Annotated in this window: 21 protein-coding genes; 6 read left to right on the top strand and 15 right to left on the bottom strand. The window is 65.0% G+C overall.

All coding sequences use genetic code 11. The annotated features are described in order from the left end of the window. Window positions 1–122: 122 nt before the first annotated feature. Entirely contained in the window at window positions 123–2,228 is a 2,106-nt protein-coding gene (locus E2I15_RS37255; RefSeq protein WP_137476745.1) for an adenylate/guanylate cyclase domain-containing protein, read from the bottom strand. A 331-nt stretch (window positions 2,229–2,559) separates the two neighbouring features. Here E2I15_RS37255 and E2I15_RS37250 point away from each other — a divergent pair, with 331 nt between their 5' ends. Genes E2I15_RS37250 through E2I15_RS37235 form a run of 4 tightly spaced genes read left to right on the top strand, consistent with a single transcriptional unit; the run spans window position 2,560 to window position 5,098 of the window. After that, entirely contained in the window at window positions 2,560–2,859 is a 300-nt protein-coding gene (locus E2I15_RS37250; RefSeq protein ID WP_137476744.1) for a BufA1 family periplasmic bufferin-type metallophore, read from the top strand. A 49-nt stretch (window positions 2,860–2,908) separates the two neighbouring features. Next, entirely contained in the window at window positions 2,909–3,820 is a 912-nt protein-coding gene (gene bufB / locus E2I15_RS37245) for an MNIO family bufferin maturase (protein ID WP_137476743.1), read from the top strand. Further along, entirely contained in the window at window positions 3,807–4,592 is a 786-nt protein-coding gene (locus tag E2I15_RS37240; protein ID WP_170991396.1) for an HvfC/BufC N-terminal domain-containing protein, read from the top strand. Before bufB ends, E2I15_RS37240 begins: the two co-directional genes overlap by 14 nt. Beyond that, window positions 4,592–5,098, top strand: coding sequence for a DoxX family protein (locus E2I15_RS37235; protein ID WP_137476742.1), 507 nt, complete (start codon window positions 4,592–4,594; stop codon window positions 5,096–5,098). Before E2I15_RS37240 ends, E2I15_RS37235 begins: the two co-directional genes overlap by 1 nt. Window positions 5,099–5,571: 473 nt before the next feature. On the opposite strand, the gene E2I15_RS37230 is transcribed toward E2I15_RS37235, so the two are convergent. From E2I15_RS37230 to E2I15_RS37185, 10 genes are all read right to left on the bottom strand, one after another. Continuing rightward, complete coding sequence (locus E2I15_RS37230; RefSeq protein ID WP_137476741.1) at window positions 5,572–6,885, bottom strand: alpha-amylase family protein; 1,314 nt, start codon at window positions 6,883–6,885, stop codon at window positions 5,572–5,574. A 23-nt stretch (window positions 6,886–6,908) separates the two neighbouring features. After that, entirely contained in the window at window positions 6,909–8,339 is a 1,431-nt protein-coding gene (locus tag E2I15_RS39435; RefSeq protein ID WP_137476740.1) for an MFS transporter, read from the bottom strand. A 266-nt stretch (window positions 8,340–8,605) separates the two neighbouring features. Then, the gene (locus E2I15_RS37220; RefSeq protein ID WP_137476739.1) at window positions 8,606–9,886 is read right to left on the bottom strand and encodes a 3-hydroxyacyl-CoA dehydrogenase; all 1,281 of its coding nucleotides are present in this window, start codon (window positions 9,884–9,886) and stop codon (window positions 8,606–8,608) included. Beyond that, window positions 9,883–11,100: an acetyl-CoA C-acyltransferase gene (locus tag E2I15_RS37215; RefSeq protein ID WP_137476738.1), complete on the bottom strand. Its 1,218-nt coding sequence runs from the start codon at window positions 11,098–11,100 to the stop codon at window positions 9,883–9,885. The genes E2I15_RS37220 and E2I15_RS37215 overlap by 4 nt, the downstream gene beginning before the upstream one ends. Window positions 11,101–11,166: 66 nt before the next feature. Further along, entirely contained in the window at window positions 11,167–12,345 is a 1,179-nt protein-coding gene (locus tag E2I15_RS37210) for an acyl-CoA dehydrogenase family protein (protein ID WP_137476737.1), read from the bottom strand. An 11-nt stretch (window positions 12,346–12,356) separates the two neighbouring features. After that, entirely contained in the window at window positions 12,357–13,466 is a 1,110-nt protein-coding gene (locus tag E2I15_RS37205) for an acyl-CoA dehydrogenase family protein (RefSeq protein ID WP_137476736.1), read from the bottom strand. Further along, on the bottom strand, window positions 13,463–14,917 hold the full coding sequence (locus tag E2I15_RS37200) for a CoA-binding protein (protein WP_170991395.1): 1,455 nt from the start codon (window positions 14,915–14,917) through the stop codon (window positions 13,463–13,465). Before E2I15_RS37200 ends, E2I15_RS37205 begins: the two co-directional genes overlap by 4 nt. Window positions 14,918–14,948: 31 nt before the next feature. Beyond that, entirely contained in the window at window positions 14,949–16,112 is a 1,164-nt protein-coding gene (locus E2I15_RS37195; protein ID WP_137476734.1) for an acyl-CoA dehydrogenase family protein, read from the bottom strand. Continuing rightward, window positions 16,109–17,170: an acyl-CoA dehydrogenase family protein gene (locus E2I15_RS37190; RefSeq protein ID WP_137476733.1), complete on the bottom strand. Its 1,062-nt coding sequence runs from the start codon at window positions 17,168–17,170 to the stop codon at window positions 16,109–16,111. The genes E2I15_RS37195 and E2I15_RS37190 overlap by 4 nt, the downstream gene beginning before the upstream one ends. Window positions 17,171–17,311: 141 nt before the next feature. Beyond that, complete coding sequence (locus tag E2I15_RS37185) at window positions 17,312–18,070, bottom strand: IclR family transcriptional regulator (RefSeq protein ID WP_137476732.1); 759 nt, start codon at window positions 18,068–18,070, stop codon at window positions 17,312–17,314. 887 nt (window positions 18,071–18,957) lie between these two features. Between E2I15_RS37185 and E2I15_RS37180 the strand changes: the two genes are divergently transcribed. Further along, on the top strand, window positions 18,958–19,209 hold the full coding sequence (locus E2I15_RS37180) for a C40 family peptidase (protein ID WP_137476731.1): 252 nt from the start codon (window positions 18,958–18,960) through the stop codon (window positions 19,207–19,209). A 142-nt stretch (window positions 19,210–19,351) separates the two neighbouring features. Here the strand turns inward: E2I15_RS37180 and E2I15_RS37175 are convergent, their stop codons facing one another. The 3 genes from E2I15_RS37175 to E2I15_RS37165 form a co-directional block, all read right to left on the bottom strand. Beyond that, entirely contained in the window at window positions 19,352–20,083 is a 732-nt protein-coding gene (locus E2I15_RS37175) for a hypothetical protein (protein ID WP_137476730.1), read from the bottom strand. A 108-nt stretch (window positions 20,084–20,191) separates the two neighbouring features. Beyond that, window positions 20,192–20,434 carry a hypothetical protein gene (locus tag E2I15_RS37170; protein WP_137476729.1) on the bottom strand — a complete coding sequence of 81 codons (243 nt, stop codon included), beginning with the start codon at window positions 20,432–20,434 and terminating at the stop codon, window positions 20,192–20,194. Between the two features lie 126 nt (window positions 20,435–20,560). Continuing rightward, entirely contained in the window at window positions 20,561–21,559 is a 999-nt protein-coding gene (locus E2I15_RS37165; protein WP_170991394.1) for an NAD(P)H-dependent flavin oxidoreductase, read from the bottom strand. Between the two features lie 66 nt (window positions 21,560–21,625). On the opposite strand from E2I15_RS37165, the gene E2I15_RS37160 reads away from it, so the two are divergent. Beyond that, window positions 21,626–23,188 (top strand): AMP-binding protein, encoded by a 1,563-nt coding sequence (locus E2I15_RS37160; RefSeq protein ID WP_137476728.1) that lies wholly within the window; start codon window positions 21,626–21,628, stop codon window positions 23,186–23,188. A 152-nt stretch (window positions 23,189–23,340) separates the two neighbouring features. Here E2I15_RS37160 and E2I15_RS37155 read toward each other — a convergent pair whose 3' ends face one another. Further along, on the bottom strand, window positions 23,341–25,464 hold the full coding sequence (locus tag E2I15_RS37155) for an ATP-binding protein (RefSeq protein ID WP_137476727.1): 2,124 nt from the start codon (window positions 25,462–25,464) through the stop codon (window positions 23,341–23,343). Window positions 25,465–25,739: the final 275 nt, after the last annotated feature.

The following is a 25,739-nucleotide window of genomic DNA, read 5'->3' as shown; positions in this document are numbered from 1 at the left end:
ACCGATCTCATTACCTCGTGGACGAGCGAACCAATAGTCCACGAATAGGGCCTCCTCTTGACTTATTTCCCGCCAGAACTTCCGATCAGCATCCAGTCGTCTGTCCGGTGCCGGCGGGTCGGCTATTTCGATTGAAGCGTCACGACGGGTGACCACGTGTCGTCAACGCCCGACTGCTCGAGAAGCTTGCAGCGATCGAGCATCACTTCGGTCGGCCTGTCGTGAGGACGCTGGCGCAAGACAGCCTCGAAGCAGGATATGGCGCCCGCAAAGCCTCGGTTGCGATATTCAAGTAGTCCCTGTTCGTAATCCATGATCCAGGCCGGGTAAGCGTCGCCTGTAGCCGAGCCGATCAGTTCATGCACGGCGAGGCCTTCTGTCTTGCCGTAGACGGCTATGCGATCGATCTCGCGTGTGATCATGGCCCCCTCGACGAGGCGCTTGGTCTCGGCGCCGATCAGAATTTGCGTCTCATAGTGCTTGTTGGCGCCTTCGAGGCGGCTCGCCACGTTCACGGCATCGCCAATCACGGTGTAGTTCAGTCGCAATTCGGAGCCGACATTGCCAACCAGCATGCGGCCGGAATTGATGCCGATTCGGATTTGCAAGGGATGGCCCTGGTCGTCCCTGACGCCGGCGGCCTCGATGCCCTGGCGGCAGGCGAGCGCTGCACGGCAACAGAGCAGGGCATGTTCGGCCTGCTCAGTCGGAGCGCCCCAGAATGCCATCACAGCGTCGCCGATGAATTTGTCGATGGTGCCGCCATGGGCGACGATGACTTCGGAGGCGACGTCGAGATATCGCGACAAAAGCGGCACAACGCGATCGCCCATGCGCTCGGAAAGCCCGGTGAAGCCGGCCACATCGATGAACATTACCGTCAGTTCCTGGATCGCGCCGCCAGGTTTCGCCTCGATGCCCTGGCGCAGGAGCGACCGGACCAGATCGGCCGGGATGAATTTGCGGAAAGCGGACAAGCCCTGCGCCATCTCGGCGATCGCGCCCGAAAGGCTCGAAATCTCGGCGAGCCGCGACGGGTGGCGGCGCACCTGGTCCAGCGCAAAACTTTCCACATGTCGGATTTCGCCGACAACACGGGCAAGCGGTGCGGCAATCACCGACCGCGCCAGCATTGCAGAGAACAGAGCGGCGAGCACCGCACCGATGGCAAGACCGATGATGAGCCGTCGCAACGTGGTTTCGACCGGACCAAGAAACTCAGCTTCAGGGATCACAGTCGCCAGGGACCAGCCGGCAAATGGCAAGGGCGTGAGCGCGACCTCGTAGGCTGCACCATCGAGGCTAAGCCGCCGCCGCCAGGCTTCCTTGCGACCCTCGTCGCCGGCCAGTGTCAATGCCGTGCGCGCCAGCGGCAGCAGATCGATCCGGCTGTGCGCGGGATGCAGCTCGTCGGCGTCCTTGTCGGGAGCCGCGATCAATTCGTCGCTGGCACCAAGGATGAAGGCCGTTCCGGTGCGGCCGACCTCGAGCTGGGCGAGAAACCGGGAGAGCCTTGTGTACTCGATGATGATCGCAAGTACACCCTGACGCTCCTGATAGACATCGATCGGCCCCGCAAAGGCGATCGATGGGCGCGGGCCGATCGGATGGTCTACGACCCCGAACCACTGCGGGCCCTTGGCCTCCATGCCGGTCTTGAACCAGTCCTGGTCGGTCACACGAAAGTCTGTGGGTTCGAAACGACGGGTTTCAAATTCGATGTCGCCGGGGATGACCTGATATTCGTCTATGCGGCGCTGGCCGACATGGTCGGTCTTCGAGATCTCCATCATCTCGAGATGACCGTCACCGAGCTTGTGTGCGGCGAAGAAGGAACCGTCAGGCCAGCCGAAGGCGACCCAGGAGATCGTTGCCTGCGACTGCAATTGTGACAGGAACACGAACTCGCGCTTGTCGGCCTCGCGCGTGTCGAGCACGTTCTGCAGGAACAGCGTGCGCACGGCAGTGTGGGCGGCACGCGCCTCACCGATGATCGCGGACACCTCCTTGCGAACGGCAGCCACGATCTGCTCGTTGATCGTCGAGGCGAGCTGCCGGCTGATCGATTCCGCGGTTCGCCACCAGAGCAGGCTCGAGGCTGCGGCAGTAAGCAGGATCGCGGTAAGGACTAGCGCCGAAACGGCAAGACGAATGCTGATCGTCAGCGTCCTTGCCGAAGACGGTGACCGCAATCGTTCGAGGACGCTTGGGCGTTCAACGGCGTTCATGTTGGCCTTCGCCGGCGGTCGGAGGGCTTGATGGCGATACGCTTGCGTCCGGCAGGTTGTTACGTCTCGGAATCATGACAGGCGGAGCGTCGCCATCGCCAATGCTCAACCGGCCCGGTTTCCATAGCGACAAGGCATTGGAAGCCCCGGCCGATGCCAGCGTATTCGAGCGGCACGCAGACGGCGCAAGAGCCATTTGCGCGACACCTGCAGCGATGTCACGGATTCGTGAGCTGCCAAAACCGTAATGGCGGCAGCGAACGGAACGAACCAGTCGATGCGCCCCCCGACGCCTCAGGAGGCGACGCACAATAACGATGTGGAGAGATCAATGAAGAACGTCATCAGTTCGCTTGTCCTTGCCGGCGCCGTTTCGACCGCGCTTGCGAGCCTTGCCACCGCCGCTCCCCTCACCAAGGCCGAGGCGGATGCAGCGACCGCAGCCCACAAGGAGAAGTGCTTCGGCGTCGCGCTGAAGGGTCAGAACGACTGTGCGGCCGGCCCCGGCACGACCTGCCAAGGCACCTCGACGGTCGACTTCCAGGGCAATGCGTGGAAGTTCGTGCAGGGCGGCACCTGCACTAGCATCCAGCTTCCGAACGGGAAGACCGGATCGCTCAAGCCGGTCTAACCGCGTCGCACGGCAATCGTTCACGATCATAGGAAAGCGGAGAGACGACATGAACGCTGCGATCTCGTCCCGGTTGCTCGCAGCCGAGCCTCCCCGCTTTCCCGCGCTTGCCATGCGGGGCCTCGCTGGCGCCAGCTTCAAGCCCGAGCATCTCGCTGCGATCCTTGACGAAGGGCCGCAGCGCGGTTTCTTCGAAGTGCATGCCGAGAACTACATGGGCGCGGGCGGGCCGCCGCATCGCGCGCTGGAAGCCGTGCGCCGCGACCATCCGGTATCATTGCATGGCGTGTGCATGTCGATCGGTGGTGAACGCCCGCTCGACAAGCTGCATCTGAAGCGCTTCCGCGATCTCGTCGAGCGCTACGAGCCCGCGCTGGTATCGGAGCATCTCGCCTGGTCGACGCACGACACGACCTATTTCAACGACCTGTTGCCACTGCCCTATACCGAGGCGACGCTCGCGCGGGTCTGCGATCATATCGATAAGGTGCAAGACGCCATCTGGCGGCCGCTGCTGCTGGAAAATCCGTCGACCTATCTCGAATTCACCGAATCGACGATGAGCGAGACCGAGTTCATCCGTCGCGTCGCGGAGCGCACCGGGTGCGGACTGCTGCTCGACATCAACAATGTATTCGTCTCCGCCACCAATCACGGCTTCTCCGCGCTCGACTACCTCTCCGACTTTCCATTGTCGCGCGTCGGCGAGATCCATCTCGCCGGTCATGCCGAGCAGCGCGACGATGAAGGCGACCTGCTCCTGATCGACAGCCATGACGGACCGGTGACGGATGCCGTGTGGAAGCTGTACGAGATCGTCATCACGCGCTGCGGCCCTGTCCCGACGCTGGTCGAATGGGACAGCAAAATTCCGGATTGGCCGGTGCTGAAGGCCGAAGCGGCCGCGGCGCAGGCCATCCTCGACCGCCACCATCGGGAGATGCGTCATGCTGCCGCTTGAGGAGGAATTGTCATCCTATGCGGCGCGCTTCGCAGCCGCGCTGATCGACCCCGCGCGCAAGACGCCCTCACTCATCACGGGGCCGAACGGAAAAGCGGCGGTCCGGCGTTACAATGTCTATCGCAACAACGTCACGGTCAGCCTGATCGATGCGCTTGCCGCGGTCTATCCTGCGGTCCAGCGCATCACGGGCGTCGAGTTCTTCCGTGCCATGGCGCGCTTCCATGTCCGAGCCTCACCGCCAGCATCGCCACTCTTGTTCGACTATGGCCGCGACTTTCCGGCGTTCATCGAAAACTACGAATATGCGCGCGCCATGCCCTGGCTTGCGGATGTGGCACGGATCGAGCGAGCCTGGCTCGACGCGTATCATGCCGCCGATCCTGCGCTACTGTCGCGGGATGCGCTCGCTTTGGTTCCGCCGGAGCGGCTGGCAGATGTGGTCTTCACCGCGCATCCCGCGGCAGGAATCGTCCGCTCGCCGTTCGCGGCAGTGACGATCTTCGCCGCCAATCGCGGCGAGGAGGCTTCGGGTCAAATCGATGCAGGCACGCCGGAAGATGCCTTGGTCACCCGACCTGAAATGGACGTCGTCGTGCGTCATCTGCCTGAGGGGGGCGCCATGTTTCTGATAAGTCTGATGTCGGGACGAACGCTTGGCGTCGCCGCAGCCTCGGCACTGCAGTCCTCGCCCTCCTTCGATATCGCCGCGAACATCGCCGGCATGATTGAGGCGGGTGCCTTCATATCGATCAATTTCGGAGAGACGTGATGGTCATCGATCAACATTACGGCGCGGGCGAGCGTTTCCGGCTGGGGCACATCGTGGACAAGGCCGAGCACCTGATCCAGACGGTAGCGCTTCCGTCGCTGGTTCAATTGGTGATGCGCGTGGCGCTGGCAGTGCCGTTCTGGAAATCCGGCATCCTGAAATGGACCGGCTTCCTGAAGCTCAGCGACACCGCGGTGACGCTGTTCGCCGACGAGTTCGTGCTGCACCTGCCGGGCGGGCCCTATCACTATCCCGCACCCGCGGTGATGGCGTTCCTGTCCGGATGCGGCGAGATCGCTTTTCCGGTGCTGCTGGTGCTCGGCCTTGGCACCCGTTTTGCCGCGCTTGGGCTGTTGTTCATGACCATCATCGTAGAACTCACAGTACCTGACGGCTGGCCGATCCACCTCACTTGGGCGGCGATGGCGCTCGGGATCATGGCTTGGGGACCGGGACGCATCTCGGCGGATCATCTGATACGCGGATTCCTTCGACCGGAGAACTGAGCACATCAAGCTTCTGTGCTGAGACAAGTTGGACGATGCGAGGCCTGATACGTGACGCGTCGACGGCATATGCGTCCAGATGACGTCTGACCGGTCTAGAGATTTGGCTTGATGGGCTTGTGCTCGGGCCCAAGGCTATCAAGCGCTCAAAAGCGTCGCGCGACCGAAGCAGCATTGGGCATGCCAGCTGCCGGGAAACCCGATATTTTTTGCCAGCCAATGCTGCGCGTCAGCTTGTTGGTAGTTTTGTTGGCATCGACAGCAATCAGAGGCGAACAATGGAAATGAGCGGATGCCCCGCAAGAACGATGACGCGAGCGCCAATCCCGAGTGGATCAGGACCGGCGTCGACTGTCGCGCCGTCCGACCGAAATTCGACAATGGCGCGTGAAGCCCGGCCAAGATTTCCTACGTTCTGCCGTGAACGTCGCACCACCGACGTCGGTATTGGTAATCATCAATGCAGACTGCCGCTAGCCCAGGACAGCCCACCCATGCGGCAGCAGCGTGAGCTCAGTCCTTGCTCCTGCCCTGCGCACCGCAGCTGATCCTGCGAGCCTCTCGACGCCGGAGTCGATGGTGCGTACGACTGCTGCGTCGGCCAGGTTCAGAGCAACCCATAGCCGATTGCCTTCATCGAATGCTTCGAAGACAAGGTCGGAATTGCGAAGCTCGATCACACGGGACTTCGCCCGAAGCAGCCATGGATGTCTCCGCCGTAATCCGATCAGCTCCTGATGTAGCCGGTAGACCGGCCAGCCGAATGGCGCCAGCTCGGCTGGCGCCGCCGGAAAGGCCGGACGAATCGCGTCGTCGCCTCCGGCACGGCGCTCCTTGATCCCGCGGAACGCCTGCTCGTCACCGGCGTAGATCGAGGGCGTGCCGCCACAGGTCATGAGGATGACCAGCGCGTGCGGGAGATGCCGTTCGTCCAGAAGCTGGCTCGCGATCCGCGTGACGTCGTGATTGCCGATGAATGTCTGCGGCATGAACCGGTCGATCAAGACATTGTGCCGCGCGAGCGCCCATGCGAGCTCATGGAAATTGCGATCGTTCAGGGCGCTCCAGATCGCCTTCCAAAGCTCGTATTGCGTGACGGCATCGACACCGGTTTCGTCGACGAAGCTGGCATAATCGCCGTGGATCACCTCGCCGAAGATGTAGGCGTCCGTATGCCGCGCGTGAACCGCAGGCAAGACACGCTGCCAGAATTGCCGCGGGACAGCGTAGGCCGCGTCGAGGCGCCAACCATCGGCACCGCGATCAAGCCAATGATTCATTACGCGGATAACATAGTCGACGACCACCGGCTCGTCATGGTTCAGCGTTACAAGCTGGTGGTGACCTTCGAAGGTCGCGCAATCAGGCTCGCTTCCGTCCGGCGGCCAGGTCAAGCGAAACCAGGCGGCATCCGGCGATTGCGGACCGCCGGCGACGGCGCGACGGAAGCGCAGCGATTCGCGGCCGACGTGGTTGAACACGCCATCCAGGAGAATGCGCAGACCGCGATAACGGGCTGCTGCGATTAATGCATCGAAGTCCGCGTCGTCCCCAAGCCGCCTGTCGATCAGGAGGTGATCGGTGGTGTCGTATCCATGGGTCGATGAGGCAAAGATCGGCCCCAGCAGGATGCCGGATGCGCCGAGCTCCACGGCGTAATCCAGCCACCGGACAAGATGGTCCAGGCGATGCACAACGCCCCCACACGCGCCGGCCTCCCGTTCGGCGCCGACGAAGCCGAGCGGATACACATGCCACCAGACGGCGTGCTTGGCCCAATCGCTCACCCGACCACCCCTGCCAGCCACGCTCACGCCTCCAGCCGGTCGCCACCCTTGACGAGCAGCATACCGATCGCGCCGAGGGTCAACAGCACGGCGATCGGCACGAGACCGACGGCCTGGGACTGAAAGCGCGCTGTCAGGATGCCAACCAGCATCGGGGCGATCCAGACCGTCGTGCTGGCGGTCAGGCCGAACAGCCCGAAATAGGCGCCGACGCGCATCGGCGGCACGATCTGGATGATCATGGCGCGCCCCGACGCGATCGAGGCTACCGCGAATGCCGTCATCGATCCCGACAGCAGCATGAAGGCGACCTCGGGCAGCGTACGAAAAACCGGGCCGCTCCACAGCGCCGGCGCGGCCGGATCATGCGGCCAGAAGAAGATCATCCGGTCCGGCGTCGTGCCGAGGACCATGACCAGCAGAACGACCGTCATCGATATCTGAACGATGATGGCGCGGCGCGTGCCGAGGCGCACGTTCAGGCTTGCCGCGAGCAAGCCGCCGAGAGCCGCGAAGGCGATCTTGACGACGGCAAAACTCAGCAGTTTGAAACCGTGCCATTCCATAACGCCCGAGGCGTAGATGCCCTCGAAGATGATGAGGGTGTGAAAGCCGTCAGCGTAGAAGGTCCGTGCGACCAGGAATTTCAGCAGGTTCGGCTGCTGTCGCAGACCGGCGATCAGGGCGAACACGTCCCTTGAGCCGAGGCGCACAGCCCTCACGAAGGTCTCGCCGGATGCCGGCGCGTCGATGGTGAAGCGCAACAGCATGAACAGACCGGCACAGGCCAGCGCCGCGATCAGCGGCCCGATCAAGCGTTCCATCTCGTGGCTTGCCTGCGAGAAGCCGAACAGCGGCTGATCGGGGATGCCGAACCAATGCAACTGCCCGGGGAGCGCAAATCCCCACAGCAAGAACATCATGATGGAAACGGACACGAGATTTGCGACGCCCAGGCTGATACCCGAGTAGCGGCCAACCCGCGACATCCCGACCGCCGGTCCCAGCATCGCGTTGTGCAGGATCTCCGAATAGACGAACAGCAAATTGAGCGCCATCACGATCATCAGCACGGCGGCGACCGACAGTCCGCTGCGGTCCGGCTTCGCCCACCACAGGCCGACCAGCAGCGGCAGCGAAATCAGGATGCAGGCCGTGATCCACGGCTTTCGCGGGCCCATCCGGTCGAGCGAGGCGCCGAGAAACGGCACGGTCACGGCTCCGACCAAACCTGCAACAAAGCCGTATCGCGCAAACAGCGTCTGCCCGAGCACGGGATCGCCGATCATGACTTTGCTGACATAGGGCGCAAAGATGTAGATCTTGAGCAGAACTAGATACGGGATCCGCGTCGCCTCGTAGCCGATCCAGGACCACGCGCTGATCGTCAGGGCACGCGAGCCAGGGCTTGCGGTCGCGACGGGTCGCGATACGGCGATAACATCTTCAGACATCCGGAGCGTTTCCCTTGTGGCGTGGCTGCTGCGTCACGCGCAGCTGTTACGATGGGCTCTTTGCGATCGGGCGCCACGAAGCGGGCGACCAACACCGGCCATTGCAGCGATCCTATCGTCACCGATCGCGATCCGCCTCATCCGCGCGGGACGCACGCGCACTTCCATGGATATGGAAACTGCGGCCGGCGCAGAAAGCGAAAGCCGGCAACGACGCTCGCACCGAATTCGACGCCGGGCTCTCCTGCGACGAAATGCGCCGCCGGTCAGTCGGCATGTCCAGCCGATGCGGCGCTGCGTGCGAGCCGCGGCGACAGTGCGGCATCCGAACCGAGCTTGTCGGCATGGAACTGAAGACGCGCGGCGATGCGGCCGATCCCGACGCGTTCCGCCCAGAACATCGGGCCTCCCGTGCGCGCAGGCCAACCGTAGCCATTGAGCCAGACCACATCGATGTCAGACGCGCGCTGCGCGATACTGTCATCGAGGATCTTCATCCCCTCGTCGATCATCGGATAGAGCAGCCGCTCCAGAATCTCATCGTCGGCGACCTGGCGCGAGCGATAGCCGCGACTGCTTGCAAACTCGGCAATGAGTGCCTCGACTTCCGGCGACGGCGTCGCGACACGCTCGGCGTCGTAGTCGTAGTAACCCTTCGACGTCTGTCCGCGGCGGTCACGTTCGCACAGCAGGTCGCGGATGCTATCGCCCTTCGAGGTCTCGCGCCGCCAGCCGAGATCGAGGCCCGCCAGATCGCTCATCTGGAACGGCCCCATCGGAAACCCGAATTCGGTCAGCACGCGGTCGACGTCCCAGGGTCTTGCCCCTTCGAGGATCAGCCTTTGCGCCTGCGCCTGTCGCCGGCCCAGCATGCGGTTGCCGATGAACCCCGGGCAGACGCCGGAAACGACGGCGATCTTGCCGATCCGGCCGGCGAGGTCCATCGCGGTCGCAAGCTGCGACGGTCCGGTCTTCGCCCCGCGCACGATCTCCAGCAACCGCATGACGTTCGCCGGCGAGAAAAAGTGCAGGCCGATCACCGCCTCGGGCCGGCGCGTCTCCGCGGCAATCGCGTCGATGTCGAGCCGGCTGGTGTTCGACGCCAGGATGGCGCCCGGCCTGGCGATCGCATCGAGCTTGCGAAACACATCCTTCTTGACCGCCACATTCTCGAACACGGCCTCGATGATGAGATCGCTGTCGGCAAGTTCGTCGATGACAAGGCTCGGCGTCAGCAGCGCCAGCGCGCGCTCGACGTCCTCAGCGGCGAGGCGGCCGCGGCTCACAGCGCGCTCATAGTTTCGGCGGATCGTGGCAATCCCGCGCTCCAGCGCGGCCCGGTCACGCTCGACGATCGTCACGGGAGTCCCGATCGACAGGAAGTTCATGGCGATGCCGCCGCCCATCGTGCCGGCGCCGAGGATACCGACGCGTTTGATCGGGATCCGCGGCGTATCGGCACTCACACCATCGATCCGCGCCGCGTCGCGCTCTGCGGTGAGGATGTGCTGCTGCACTTCCGACAGATCGGCCTCGCGTTTGCTCATGCAGTCCCTCCAGGAAAAATCTCGAACAGGCCGGCGGCGCCGATGCCGCCTGCGCAGCACATCGTCACCACGCCATAGCGGGCCTTGCGGCGCCTCCCCTCGTGCAGTAGATGCCCGACGCAGCGCGCCCCCGTCATGCCATAGGGGTGACCGATCGCGATCGCGCCGCCCGAGACGTTGAGCCGCTCGTCAGGAATGCCGAGCCGGTCGCGGCAATACAGCAGCTGCGACGCGAACGCCTCGTTCAGCTCCCAGAGATCGATATCGTCGATTCGCAGTCCGTTGCGCTCGAGCAGCTTGGGTACCGCGAAGACCGGGCCGATGCCCATCTCCTCCGGCGCACAGCCGGCAACCGCCATGCCGCGATAGGCTCCGAGCGGCTCAAGGCCGCGCCGCTCCGCTTCCGCAGCTTCCATCAGCAGCACCGCCGCGGCGCCGTCAAACAATTGCGAGGCATTTCCGGCGGTGACAAATCGTCCCTGCTTGACAAAGCGCCCGCCGGCGAACACGGGCTTGAGCTTCGCGAGATCCTCAAGGGTGGTCTGTGGACGATTGCCCTCGTCCAGCGTCAGCGTAACCTCCCTGACGGAGGTTTCGCCGCCGGCGTGATCCGTGACCGTCATCTCGGTCTTGAACGGCACGATTTCCCGATCGAAGCGGCCTTCGGCCTGCGCTATCGCGGTCCGCTGCTGCGACCGCAGGGCATACTCGTCCTGCGCCTCGCGGCTGACGCCGTAACGCTCCGCGACGAGCTCGGCGGTCTCGATCATCGAGCTCGTGAGGCCCGTCGCATGGCGGAGGATCCAATCGTCCCACGCCCGGTAACGATTGACCTTGTCGTTCTGTACCAGGCTGATCGATTCCAGGCCGCCCCCGATCGCGACCGGTGCACCGTCATTGATGATGTATTTCGCAGCGGTCGCGATTGCCATCAGACCGGACGAGCATTTGCGATCGATCGACATTGCGGCGACACTGTCAGGAAATCCGGCGCGCAGCGCGGCGTGACGGGCGACGTTGTTGCCGGAGGTTCCCTGCTGCTGGGCGGCGCCCATCACCACGTCGTCGACCTCGGCTGGATCGAGCCTGGCGCGCTGGACGACCGCGCGAATGACGTGGCCGCCCAGCGTCGGCGCCGTCGTATTGTTGAACGCGCCTCGATAAGCCTTGCCGATCGGCGTCCGCGCCGTCGAAACGATCACAGCTTCACGCATCAAAACTCCTCCTGTCCGGAAATTTCCGTCGATCGAGCGCGCCAGGCCTTGGCCTGGGGGCTGCGTTCAACTGAGCTCGGCCGACGAATACCCGAGGATGGCACGCGCGATGACGAGCCGCTGAATCTGGCCGGTGCCCTCATAGATGTCGGTGATGCGGCCATCGCGCAGGAATTGCTCGACCGGATGATCATGGCTGAGGCTTATTGCCCCCAACAGCTCCATCGCACGCTGCGGACCGCTGCGGCAGAGTTCGCCGCCCTTGGCCTTTGCGACCGATGCCTCGAGGTTGTTGGGTTCGCCGCGTGCGGCGAGCCAGGCTGCGCGCAGCACCGTCAGCGTCGCGGCCTCGATGTCGGCCTCGAGCTCCAGCAGCGTCTGCTCCGTCGATCTCCGATCGTGTGGCCCCTTGTCCCAGTCGACCGCGATCCCTTCCGCGGCCAGATGATCCCGCGCATAGCGGAAAGCGCCGAGCGCCTTTCCGATCCCGCCAGCGGCGACGGTCGGACGGGTGATGTTGAACGTCTTGAGGACGCCCTTGTAGGAGGCGGAGCCCTCGTCCGCGCCTTGCGGCACGTGCTCGTCGTCACCGATCAGATGGTCGCGCGGAATGCGACAATCACGAAACGCGTAGGCCGCGGTATCGCTGCTGCGAATTCCGAGCTTCTTTTCCTTGCGAACCAGCTCGAACCCGGGCGTGCCCTTCAGCACCAGAAACGATTTGATGCCGCCGCGACCGGCGGCCTTGTTGACGGTTGCCCAGACGATCGTGCCGTGGCACCGCACGCCGTTGGTGACGAAGATCTTGTCACCATTCAGCACCCACTCGTCGCCGTCGAGCACTGCGGTCGTCTGGATCGCCTTGGTATCGGATCCGGCACCGGGCTCGGTGATCGACATCGCCAGCATCAGATGCCCCCACCGCTTCTGCTGGGCGGGCGTGCCGGCCGCGCCCAGCGCCGCATTGCCCAGCGCCGATGGCGCCTGGCGCAACGGCACGCCGTTGTGCGCTTCGCGCTCGATCTTGATCAGCATCTGCATGATCACGGATGGCGTGCCGTCGCTCGGACGGCGCCGCATCCGCTCAAGCAGCGAGGGGAACGCCGCGGCCTCGGCAAACGCCTTGGGCAGGATTTCGTCCTCGTGCGTGTCGTAGTGGCGCGCGTATTTCTCGCTCGCCTTTGCCTCTTCGGCTACTCCCGAAAGAATGTCCCGATCGCCGTCCGAAAGCGTGAAATTCACCATGCCCTGCTCCTTCACGCCGCAGCGAGCGCGCTGTGGATGGTCAGCATCCGCGCGTTGCGCAGCCACAACTCGAGCGGAAGGTCGCGGATATAGCCGTGGCCGCCGAATATCTGCAGCCCGTCGTCGGCGATCTTGATCGCGCGGCGGTTGACGTAATTCTGCGCAAGGAGCGCCGTTTTCGAAACATCTATTCCCCGGTCGAACGCGGCAGCTGCCTTCCAGACCAGCCAGCGCATGGCGTCGCACTCGATGTGCATGTCGGCGAGCATGAAGGCGATCGACTGTTTCTTCGCGATCGGCTCGCCGAATGCAACGCGTTCCCTGGCGTACGGAATCGCGAAATCGGTGACCGCGCGCGCCAGCCCCACGGCGAGCGCCGCACCACCGATGCGCAGGCTGGCCAGCAGGGGGCGGATATCCGCGCCACCGCCCTCGCCGAGGATCGCGTCAGCCGGAAGCAACACGCCGGCCAGTTCGACCCGGGCAAAGCGCATCGGCGTCAGCCCGATGGTGCCGCTCTCGCGGGCAATCGTGACGCCCTCGGCACGTGGAGCGACGATGAAGGCCTTGATCCCGTCGATGCCCGGCGCGTCGGATGCCCGCGCCAGCACCAGCATGTCCTCGGCTTCCTCGCCGAGAGGGACCAGCCGCTTGACGCCGGTGACCCTCCAACCGTCCCGATCCGGTTCGGCCCGGGTGACGATCCGCGACGGATCGAATGCAAACGAATCCTCGTGCAGCGCGAGCGTGGCCACGCGGCGGAGGCTCCCGCAGAATTTTGGCAGGTCACGTTTCTTCTGTGCGTCCGACCCGAGGTCGATCAGCGGGTTGACGAACAGCGACGACGCAACGGCGGTGCCGCCGAGCCCGGTGCATCCGGTGCCCATCGCTTCCAGCATCAATGCGCCGGTCAGCGCCGAGCGCGGCGCGCCGCTGCCACCATAGGCCTCCGGAATCGCGAGCGAAACCAGCCCGAGGGACCACGTTTCGTCGAGCACATCGGCCGACGCGACACACGCTTCGTCGGCTTGCCGTGCCCGCGGCGCCAGCTCGTTCTTCGCGAACGCGACGAGCATGTCGCGGATCTGGCTTTGCTCGTCTGTGATATCAAAGCTGATCATGATGCGATGGCTCCGCGGTCGAATGCATGCGCATGGTCGTGGCGGATTGTGCTCAGTGCCCGCATCGCGACAACGACGTCCCGGGCCCGCTCGAACACCGCAAACCCCGCAGCCGAGAGCGCTTCGCGCGCGAAGGACGACAGCAAGGTGTAGCTGTAGATCAGGACCGGCTTCGACCGGCGCGCGCGGAGCGCGCTGAGCGCCTCCACGTCGAGCGAGATGCTGCGTTCGTTCGACAGGGACAGCGCCAGCACGACGGAATCGACTTCCTCGCCGTCAAGCAGCAGCTCGAGCGACTGAAGTACGCCACCAGTGAAGATGCCTTGCGCGGTGACGTCGACGGGGTTCGCGGCGGAGCCATAGGAGGGGAACGTCGGTCGAAGCCGTGCCTGCAGCTTCTGATCCAATAGGGGAACGTTGAACCCTGCTTCCGTCAGGCACTCGCTCAGCACGGTTCCAGCGCCCCCTGCCGTCGTGACAATGCCGACGCGACGCCCGGCGGCAACCGGATTGGTCAAGCATCCAAGCGCTGCCGCAACCGCATCGTCGGGATCGGTGACCGCGATCACGCCGGTGGCGGCGAACATCGCGTCAAAATCCGCAGCCACACCGGTATCGCTTGCAGTGTGCGCGATAGCCGCACGGCGGCCAGCGTCGGAGCGGCCGATCTTGATCACGATCACCGGCTTGCCCTCCGCACGCGCCTTATCCGCCGCGACGGCGAAGCGCTCGAAGTCGCGGACCTCCTCAAGGTACGCAATGATGGCGGCGCAGCCGGGATCGCCGGCAAAATGCGCAATGAAGTCGACCGCGGTAAGGTCGCACTCATTGCCCGTCGTGACGACATGCCCGATCTCGAGGCCGGCGGCGCGTCCGCGACTGAGCAGCGAGAAGCCGAGGCCCCCACTCTGCGCCACGATCGCCACGCGGCTTGCAGCCGCGTTTTGTGCCGGGCCGCGATGCAAGGGCTCCGCCGCCGAGCTGAACGTCGCCGCGATGCGACCGCGGACGTTGTAGAATCCCTCGCAGTTCGGACCGCAGATCCGGATCCCGGTGCGTCGCGCGATGTCCGACAGCCGCAACTGCCGTTCGGCCTTCGCCGCGCTTTCTTCGGCAAAGCCCGAGGAAATGACGATCGCCCAGCGAACGCCGGCTGCGGCGCATTGTTCGACGACGTCGCAGACCAGCTCCGCCGGGAGCGCGATGATGGCGAGGTCGATCGGGAACTCGACCGCGGCAATCGCGGGGTAGCAGGCCAAGCCGTTGACCTCGCGGTAACTCGGATTGATCGGTGCAATCGGCCCGGTGAAGCCGGCGCGGCGCAGCATCAGCAGCAACAGGCCGCGGATCGAGCGCTGTTCGGCGGGAGCGGCGCCGATGACGGCGATCGCGCGCGGTGCAAGAAAGGCGGCGATCGACGCCGCGTCCAATGGGCGGAGGATATTGTTCAAGGGACCATCCATGCAAATGTTTCGGATCGCGTCAGCGCGGCAGTGCGACGAGGTTCCTCGCCATGATGATGCGCTGGATCTGTCCGGTGCCCTCGACGATGTTCAGCGCCTTCGCATCGCGAAACAGCTTCTCGACGAGGTGATGACCGGCACCTGCCTCAAGCCCGACGATCTCCATGCCTGCACTGGCGAGATCCTGGGCGGTCTCCGCGGCAAACACCTTGGCCATCGAGGCGTCCACGACGTTGGGAATTCTGTTGTCCGCTTTCCAGGCCGCTCGCAGCGTCATGAGCCAGGCCGCGCGCAGTTGCCGGTACATCATCTCCAGCCGATCGCGCACCCGTGTCGACCGGAACGCGCCTGACTGCTTGGCGAAATTCAAGGCCTCGTCATAGGCGGAGCGCGCCAGGCCGACGGCACTCGCCGCAACGCCAACGCGCGTCGTGTTGAGCGTCCCCATCGTCGCGCCGTAGGCGCTCGATTTCGAGGAGGGGTCAGGCCGCTCACCGCCCAGGATGTTGTCGTGCGGCACCTCGCAGTCCTCGAGGATGAACGAGACCGACTCATAGGCGCGGAGCCCCATCTTCTTCTCGATCTTGATTCCGGTCATGCCGCAGTTGCCGCGCTCGACAAAGAACGATCGTTGACCGGCCCGGCCCTTGTCGGGATCGAGATTGGCCTGCACCAGCACCCAGTCGGCGCGCGCGGCATTGCCGATGAAGCATTTGGCACCATTGAGCAGATAGCCGCGGTCGGTCCGCGTCGCGCGGGTGCGAAACGCCGCCGTGTCCGAGCCTCCGCTCGGCTCCGTCAGCGCGAAGCTGCCCCAGCGCGGGATGCCAGTGCCGCGGAACGGCCCGAGGAAGCGCTCGCGCTGCTCTGGCGTTCCGGCGGCCGTCACGATCGGCGCCGGCAGTCCCGGCCCTGGCGCGGCGACACCCATGCCGCGATCCCAGTAGGCATTCTCCTCATTGATCGCTGCCATTCGGACCGCGGGACCTTCAGGCACCGCGCCGTCTTCGATCAACGCGGGATGCGTCTTTCGGAAGGCGACATACCCAGCGAAATACCGATGATTGGGCGGCAACGGCGCGCCGTTACGATCGGCCTCCAATCCGGCCGGCCGGACCTCGCGCTGTCCCCACTCCCGGACTTGTTCGATATACGCATTGAGCGCGGCGCTGAAATTGTTCACGCGACGATCCTCTCCGAGATTGTGGCCGCAAGCGCCGCGCCAGCCTGCTCGCGCGCGGCATCGTATCCACCCGCCAGCAGGCCGAGCGCACGACAGTCCCGCATCGCCTTCTCGACGGGAAAATCACGCATGAAGCCGTGGCCGCCGAGGATCTGAACGCCATTCGGGCCGACGAAGCGGCTCGCGTCGATAGCATCGACGAAGGCAGCCGCCGCCGCACCGACGGCGCGGCCTTCACCAGCGTCGATCGCGAGAGCCGCGTCTTCGATCAGAAGTCCCAGCCGCTCGACCGCGACGTGCATATCGACGATCAGGAATGCGAGCGCCTGATGATGGGCAATCGGCTTGCCGAACGCGACACGGTCGAGCGCGTAGCTGCGCGAAAACCCCGCCGCATCGGACAGGACACCCCAGATCAACGACGCGTAGTAGACGCTGATCCGCGCCAGTGCGCGCGCGGCGCGCACCGGATCGTGCCACGCCAGAGCGGGCGTGCCGTCAAACTTGACGCTGCTTGCGCCTGCGGCGTGCAGGGCCGCGCCATGGACGGGCTCGAATGCAAAGCCTTCCTTCAACGCCCATGCGCCCTGTGGACCAAGGCCGACAAGCACGTCCGCCCCGGCCGCAGGCGTCCAGGCCACCTGGCCGGCGACGCGCGCACCCGCAACATCCCCGGCGCCAGGATCCATCACCAGGGCGAAGCGGACATCCGACTGCGCGAGGTCGGGCGCAAGCGACTTCAGAATCTCGACGCCGCCGAAGGTCTCGATCACGTAGATCGCCGGCGCGAACCGGTCCAGCGCAAGCGCGGCGCCGGCGTCGGCTTCAGCGAGCAAACGGTTGATCCTCGCACGAGCGAGCAGACCGAGCCCGGCACCGCCGGCGTCCTCGGCGATATCCAGCGCCGCGAAGCCCAGCGCGGCGAAGCGCTCTTGCACGCTTTCGCTGACCGCACGAGCCGCCTCGAACTCGCGAAGACGAGGCCGCAGTTCGTCAACCGCGAAGCGCCCGATCGTCTCGGCGATGATCTCGTCGCCTTCTCCTTGCGCAAAGTCCACGCCGCCTGTCCTCCCGAGCGATTGTGCCGGGCGATGTGCAAACCGGCTCGTCGTTCGCCGGCAAGTTAGATCGGGGAGGATGCAGCTCGCAATCCGCTACATGGATATGTCGGTCATTTCCATATCCATGGAAATGCGAGATCAGGCTTTTGCGTTCTTCGGCAAGAACCGACGGATCGCCCCGAGCAGTGCCGCGACGTTCTGATCGAGATGCCGCTCGAGGCGGTACACCGGCCCGCCAAGAGCAATGACGAAGCTGCGGGTGAACGGCGCTTGCGGCAGCGGCATTGCAATCACGCCGATGCCCTCACTGTAGAGGCCGCGGGAGAAGAAGTAGCCCTGCTTGCGGATGCGTGCGACGTTCGTCATCACGTCCTTCAGCGCCACGCGGTGGCTGCGCACCGGCTCCGCATGATTACTGCGGTAGACAAGCGTGTCGATCTCCTCGTCCGACTTGCTGCTGAGCAAGGTCAGACCGACGCCGCAGCGCGCCAGCGGGCGCAGCGATCCCGGCTCGGCCGAATAGGCCAGTGCCTGGTTCGAGCGCAGCACATGCACATATTGGGCGCTGATGTCGCTCTGGGTTCCCACGATCACCGTTTCACGGGTGCGCTCGCGCAACTCCTCCATCAGCGGCAGCATCCTGATCTCGCCGAACAGCTGCTCCGACACCCAACGCCCCAGTACCGCGATCCGCATGGTCGGCAGATAGGTCTGCGTCTTGCGGTCGTACTCCAGATAGCCCAGCGTCACGAGACTCTTCAGCATCGCCGCGCCGCTTGAGACGGGGTAGCGGAGTTCATCGCAGATCGTCTTGAGGCCGAGCGGTCGACGCGCGCGATCAAAGAATTCCATGATCTCGAACACGCGCCGTGCCGACTTGATCGCGGCATCCGCCATCGGAACTCTCCAGGCATGGTTTCTGCATATGTGGAAAGACGTTCCATATACGCATTCACAAACCGGCGCCACTCCCTCGACGCCTCGGCACGGCCGCCACACGCGATCGCGGTAACAAATGCAAGTCGAAAGTCTGGTAGGGAGCGATCGGACCAATCCGGGAGAGCCGTGTCGGCAGGCGATGCAGGCCGGACGCCGGTTCACGAGGTTTGCCGAAGGCGTGTGTCGAGCCGGCTGGCGCGAGTAGTGGAGAAGAAAGAGTATTGTAGTGAGAAGCTTGCGAGGGCTGCTCGTTAGGGTCAGCGCACCTTCAATGCAACGGCCACTCCCGGAGCGAACAGCTCCGGTCGAGCTTCGCGCCACGTCGAACGGCGTCCGGAATCATCGATCGGTCCAGGCCTACGGACGGCAACGGATCGCTACTTACAATCACCACACCTCACTGATTCAAGACCCGCAGCCGATCCCAGGCTGGCCGGCTCGGCAGCGCGTCGTTGTCCGACAGAACATCCGCGATAATCAAATTACCGGCCATCGCGCGGACCACGGCTGAAGTCTTCGGCAATGGCGCGGCCGCCGGATGGGACGGACCGGCCATATTTTGGCCATAGCGCATTTCTTAAACGCACGCGCGGGCCGTGCCCCGCCTTCGTTTTGCGTCGCCTGACCGATGCGGTCACTTCGCAAGCCAATCGCAGATCATCGCTGCGCTTTCCCCACAACATGGATGGTCTGCCAACAGCAAGAAGGATTTTGTAATGCGTAAACTTCTAGCCGCTGTGGCGGTTCTCTTGGCGTTCGCTTCAACTGCCGAAGCCCGCGGCCGTCACCATCATCATCGGCACTATGCACATTCCGGTCGCCCCGCTGCGTGGTGCGGGTGGTTCATGCGCACCCAGGTCGGCAGCGATCCCGGTCCGCAATTCAATCTGGCCCGATCCTGGGCGCGCTACGGCACCAATGCCGGCGGCCCTTCGGTCGGTGCGATCGTGGTTTGGCGTCATCACGTCGGCAAGATCGTGGGTCACGAAAACGGCCAGTGGATCGTGCAGAGCGGCAACGACGGGCATGCCGTGCGCACGCGGCCGCGCTCGCTGGCTGGCGCCATCGCATTTCGAAATGCTTATGCTTCGTTCTAAAGCGGGATGAGATTGGGTCGAATCGTCATCGCGCTTTAGCCTCTGGTTTGAGCATGATCTTTCGGAAAACCGGTTTCCACTTTTCCGGATCATGCTCTCTAGAACATAAGGAGCGCAGAACCGGCTCGGCCGGCCCCTGCGCTCAGATCATCGCAGCGACACGTTCCAAGCCGATCAGGCGCGCCAGCGAACGGACCTCGTTCTTCTGATCCTCGCGGAGCTGGAACAGCAGCGGCATCGCCGCCGACTTCAGCTGCTGGACCTCCTCGGAGTCCGGATCGATCGGTATGTTGCCCACGGCGGGATCGCCCTGGCGCTTGGCGTGGATCTTGCGGGCGACGGCGCGCAATGCGGTCTCGACCGCCGGCCAGTAATATTCCTGCGACGACGACAGCTTCAGCCGGTCCTTGATGCCGGCGATCTGGGCGTCGCTAAGCAGCGCGTAGCTCTTCTGCGGCGCCGGCTTGGCCGCAGCCCTGGGCTTCGGCGGCGCGGGGGCGACCGGCGCGGGTGCGGGCTCGGCGATCTTCGGCTGAGCCGCATCGACGGGGTCGGTAATCTTCGGCAGGCCGATATCAGCGGGCTCGACGGAGGCATAGGCCTGGCGCACGGTGTCGGTGGCGCCCGGAATCGCCGCTTGCGCCCGCAACAGGAGCGGAGACGGATTGGCGGGAGGCTCAATCGGCTGGGGCGCCTCAAACGAGGCCGCGGCAAGTGTCGTGACGGCGAGCTTGTCCTGCTTGCTGGCACGGTTGGCGACCGGGCCAATGTCGGCCTGCGCCGCCGGCAGGCTGTCACGGCCCAAAATGGCTGTTATCGCGGCGCCGGCGAGGAGGAAGCATGTCAGCGCGGCGAGGGTGATGGCTCTGGTCAAAAACTACTCCATTGCCGGCCGGTGTCACTGCAAACTGCGCGTGAAATGCGGCGGTACCATGCCGTGACGACGCCAAATAGGTGAAATTGTCCCGAAACGGCCGGAAAATCAGGCCGCGGCATCAAGCTCATAGGCCTCCTGGATGTCGGCGACGATCTCGTGCGCCGTCCAGAGGGCGCCGGGCTGGATCGTGTGCATGCTGACCGTCCAGTTGGTGCGGCGGGTGCGCGGCGTGCTGACGATGTCGAATTCGATCTGACGGCACAGCGGATGCCGCTGCAGGGCGTAGAACACCCGGGTCCGGAGCTCGTCGAGCGTTGCCGGGGTCTTGGAGAGCGCCTCAAGGGCCATGTCGCATTCCCACAAACTGCCGGGCGGCCAGCCGTGGCGGCCCGTGACGCTATTGTTGGGACTGGCATGGTTAATGCCGCGTTAAGCGGGCGGGCGGGATTTGAGCTGCTGCTGTTTCGCGGCGGATCAGGCGAGCCGCACCCGTCCGCTCGCCGCCTCATACTCCGCGATCGTCTGCGCCACGAGCTCGTCGACGCCGAGCACCCCGGTGACCCCGGAGGTTGAGTGACCGCCGCTCCAGATATCGCGCCAGCGCTTCGGCCGGCTTTCGCGGGCGCCGATGTCGATGTCCTTGCCGATGTCGATCGCGCCGCGTGCCGGCAGGTCGTCGGGATCGAGACCGGCGGCCTCGATCGAGGGCCGCAGCATGTTGGTCTGCAGGCCGGTGAACGCCGTCGTGAGCAGGATGTCGTCGGCGGTGGAGTCGACCAGCATCTGCTTGTACCTGCCGTCCGCCATGCTCTCGCGCGTCGCGATGAACTTGGTGCCCATATAGGCGAGGTCGCAGCCGAGCGCCTCCGCGGCGCGGAGCGCGTGGCCGTCGCTGATGCCGCCGGCAAGCACGATCGGTCCATCGAAGAAGCCGCGCACCGCGCGGACGAACACGAACGGATTGAGCCAGCCGGTCTGCCCGCCGGCACCCGCGGTGAGCAGCACGAGCCCGTCGGCGCCGACCGCGACCGCGCGCTCGGCATGGCGGATCGAGGCGACGTCGGCGAAAACAAGCGCGCCGGCATCGTGCAGAGGGCCAAGCACCGGCGCGGGCGAGCCGACCGAGGTGATCACAAGCTCCGGCTTGTGCCGCAGCAGCACGGCGAGATCCTGGGCCAGCCGCGTGTTGGAGCGATGCACGATCAGGTTCGGGCAGATCGGCGCGGCTGCTTGGCCCGTTGCATCGGCATGCGCCTGCAGGCGGCGCGCGATGTCGCCGAGCCAGGCATCGAGCTGTTCCGTCTCACGGCAATTCACCGTCGGAAACGAACCGATCACGCCGTTGCGGCAGGCGGCTACCACCAGCTCGACACCGGAGACCAAGAACATTGGTGCTGCAATCAGCGGCAGCCGCAGGCGATCGCGAAAACGCGCGAGAAGATCGGCGGACAAGTTGTTTCTTCCCATCATCATTGTGTTAGCGTTGCCGCCAACATTGGCACGACAAGAGCCAAAGACAAAGGCGGGAGGGACAACGAGATGAGCAATCCGCTCTATGCATTTCCGGCGGTGTGCGAACAGACCTTGCGGGCGCTGGCGCGCTATCCGTCGCGCATCGCCTTCGCATGGCCGGGCGGATCGCTCAGCTATCAGGGCGCGACCGACCTGATCGGACGAATGCAGAGCGTCTTCATGCGGCTCGGCTTTGCGCCAGGCACCCGCGTCGCGCTGCTCACCGCCAACCGCGCCGACAGCTGGTGCGCCGGCGTCGCCGCGCAATTGTCGCGGCTCGCGATCACCTGGCTGCATCCGCTGGGCTCGCTCGACGACCAGCTGTTCCAGATCGAGGATTCCGAAGCGCAGATGCTGATCGTCGACGGCATCACGTTTCGCGATCGCGGCGGCGAGCTCGCGGCGAAGGCACGGGGCCTCAAGGCCGTGTTCACGCTCGGCCCGGCGGATTACGGCGCCGACCTGTTGCAGGTGGCCGAGGATGCCGGCAGCGCGAGCGCGAAGAGCTTCGCCCGCGAGGACGACATCTCGACCTTGAACTACACCGGCGGCACGACCGGTAAATCCAAGGGCGCGCTGCGTTATCACCGCGAATATGGCGGCTTCGCCGCCGCCATCCTCGCCGATTTCGAGATTCCGGAGACGCCGCGCTACCTCACGGTGGCGCCGATCAGCCATGTCGCCGGCACCAAGGTGCTGCCGACGTTGATGCGCGGCGGTACCGTGCACATGCTGAAAGGGTTCGATCCGGAGGCCGTGTTCACGACCATCGCGCGCGAGAAGATCAACTTCACGCTGTTCGTGCCGACCATGATCTATGTGATGCTGGATCATCCCGCGCTCGACAAGACCGACCTCTCCTCGCTCGAGCTCCTGCTCTACGGCGCCTCGGCGATGTCGCCGAGCCGGCTGGTCGAAGGCATCGAACGGATCGGCCCGGTGTTCTCGCAGCTTTATGGCCAGACCGAATGCTATCCGGTCTCGGTGCTGCGCAAGGCGGATCATGACCCGAAGACGCCGGACCTGTTTCTGTCGTGCGGCTTCCCGATCGCCGCCTGCCAGGTCAAGATCCTCGATCAGGACGACCAGGAGGTCGCGACCGGCGAGGCCGGCGAGATCTGCGTGCGCGCCACGCATGTGATGGCCGAATACTGGAAGCGGCCGGACATCACGGCGGAGACACTGAAGAGCGGCTGGCTGCACACCGGCGATATCGCGCGCATGGACGAGCGCGGCTACATGTTCATCCTCGACCGCAAGAAGGACATGATCGTCTCCGGCGGCTTCAACATTTTTCCGCGCGAAGTCGAAGATGTCTTGTCGCAACATGCCGACGTCGCGATGGTCGCCGTGGTCGGCGTGCCCGACGACAAATGGGGTGAGGCCGTCACTGCCGTCGTGGTCGCGCGCGAGGGCGCGACGCCCGACGCCGACGAGTTGATCGGACTGGTGAAGGCGAAGAAGGGCTCGGCGCACGCGCCGAAGCAGATCCAGTTCGTCAAGGAGCTGCCGATGACCGGCGTCGGCAAGGTCGACAAGAAGGTGCTGAAGGCGCGCTTCTGGACCGGCCGCGACCGCATGGTGGGGTAAGATGCTCGCACGACGATTGCTGGTCCCGTCATCCTGAGGTGCGCGCTCTCGCGCGCCTCGAAGGATGCACGGCCCCGATGTGTCGGCGCGCGCTATCTCCGCCTGCGGCACCAGCGGGGCCGGCGCCCTTCGAGGCTCGCTCCGCTCGCACCTCAGGGTGACGGGGACAAGGCGGAAGGTGTGGCGGGACTGTCGGTGCCAGCCGCCGCCGGCCGCTGCATCCCCTGCCCGAGCAACCGATCGAGCCGGTCGCGCAGCTGATCCTGGTGGTAGGGCTTGGCCAGCCGCGGCAGGTCGACCTGGGTGCCGTCGGGCAGTTCGGCATAGCCGGTGGCGAGCAGCACCAGGAGCTGCGGCCGCACCTTGCGCGAAGCCGCGGCGAGCTCGATGCCGGTCATGCCGGGCATCACGTGATCGGTCATCATCAGGTCGATCTCCTGGTCGCTCCTGAGGATTTCGAGCGCCTGCGGTCCGGAATTGACGCCGATCACGCGGTGACCGAGGTCCTCCAGCATTTCCATGGTGGACATCGCGATCAACGGATCATCGTCAACCAGCAGGATCACCGCCGAGCGCTTGACCGTCTGCGCCGCAGGCGCCGGGCTCTCGACTTCCGGCACCGCCGTTGCAACCGGCAGCACCAGCGCAGCCGTGGTGCCCTTGCCGACCGCGCTCGACAGCTGCAGCTCGCCGCCGAGCTGCACGGCGAGCCCATGCACCATCGACAGGCCGAGCCCGGTGCCCTTGCCCACCGGCTTCGACGAGAAGAACGGCTCGATCGCGCGCTTCAGCACGTCCGGCGACATGCCGGTGCCGCTGTCGATCACCGAGAGCTTCAAATAGTCGCCAGGCTGCAGCGTCGGATCATTCTTCGCCTGCCAGGCCGCGAGGCGGATCTCGATCAGGCCGCCATCCGGCATCGCGTCGCGTGCATTGATCGCAAGGTTGAGGACCGCAAGCTCGAGCTGGTTGCTATCGACGCAGGCCAGCGGCAGCCCCTCGGGAATGTCGAGCCGCAGCATGATGCGCGGTCCGAGCGAGCGCTCGAGCAGATTGCTCATATCGCGCACCAGCGCGCCGAGATCGACCGGCACCGCGCGCAGATCCTGCTGCCGCGCGAATGCCAGCAGCCGCTGCGTCAACGACGCGCCGCGCTCGGCGCCCTGCAATGCGCCGTCCACCAGGCGACGCAGGCGCGGATCCTCCGGCATCCGCTTGCGCAGCAGATCGAGATTGCCCATCACCGCCATCAGCAGATTGTTGAAGTCGTGCGCGACGCCGCCGGTGAGCTGGCCAATCGCCTCCATCTTCTGCGCATGGCGGAGCTGCTCCTGCGCCCGCTCGCGCGCGGCGACCTCCTTCATCAGGTCGGCGGTGCGCTGCTCGACCCGCTGCTCCAGCGTCGCGGTGAGTTCGGCGAGTGCGGTGCGCTCGGCGGCAAGCTGCGCCAGCAATGCCTCGCGCTCGATCTCCGCGGTCTTGCGCGCGGTGATGTCGGAGCAGACGCCGACCAGCGACCGGAGGACGCCGTCAGGCCGCCGCACCGCACGGGCGCGCACGTCGACCCAGTGCTCGGTGCCGTCGGGCCAGATGTTGCGGTATTCGATCCGATAATCCGAGCCGGTGCGCAACGTTTGTTCGACGATCTCGCTCCGGCGGGCGCGGTCGTCGGGATGCACCGCGTCCAAGAGATCCTGATAGGTGAAGGGATCGCCCGGCCTGCGCCCGAAATAGGTCTTGCAGGTCGGCGACGCCTCGAGCTCGAAATCCGGCAGATGAAGCTCGAGCGCGCCGAGATGACCGGCATTGAGCGCAGTCTGCAGCAGACCTTCGCTCTCGGTCAGATCCTCGAGGATCTGACGGGTCTGGTATTGGCGGCGGCGGCCGCGCACCGTCGCGGCGACCAGGCTTACCAGCGTGGTCGGATGAAACGGCCGCTCGATGAAGGTGACATTGCCGAGCGCCCGGCCGAGCCGCGCGGCTTCGGGATTGCGTTCGGGTCCCCCCTTCTCGCTGATCAGCACGATGGGAAAATCCGACCATGACGGCTGCTCGTTCAGCCAGTGCGTCAGGCCGGCGAGGTCGGCGGCCTTGATCACCTCGTCGGCAATGATGGCAAGGCCCGCCCCGTTTGCGATCTGACGTTCGAGCTCGGCGAGGTCAGCGCAGATGTTGGCGTAATAGCCGGCTTCCTTGATCAGGTGGGCAGTCTTGACGGCGTCCCGCTCGCTCGCGGCGAGGATGACCGCGCGTTCCGAGGACGGACCAGGCTTCATCGCGTCTGTCCCTGCGGCGGCCGGGCGTCGACACCGGCCGACACATCACACAGCCGCCGGACGGCCATGGCCACGATGCCGGCGGCGGGATCAATACGCATCATGGGACCCCCTAACGGGAGCGAAACTCGCACGTGCCGCCAACCGTTCCCGGGAAGCGGAGTTATTTTTGCCGCAGGGGCAGTCGCTTGGCGCTCCTGCACCGCGAATCGGTGAAACAACCCCATGCACAGTAGACGTGACCGGACTTCACCTTCCCCCTGAAAGGGGAAGGT

The sequence above is a fragment of the Bradyrhizobium sp. BR2003 genome, assembly GCF_009720285.1.
GTDB lineage: Bacteria > Pseudomonadota > Alphaproteobacteria > Rhizobiales > Xanthobacteraceae > Bradyrhizobium > Bradyrhizobium elkanii.
This window is presented reverse-complemented; position numbering and strand designations above follow the sequence as displayed.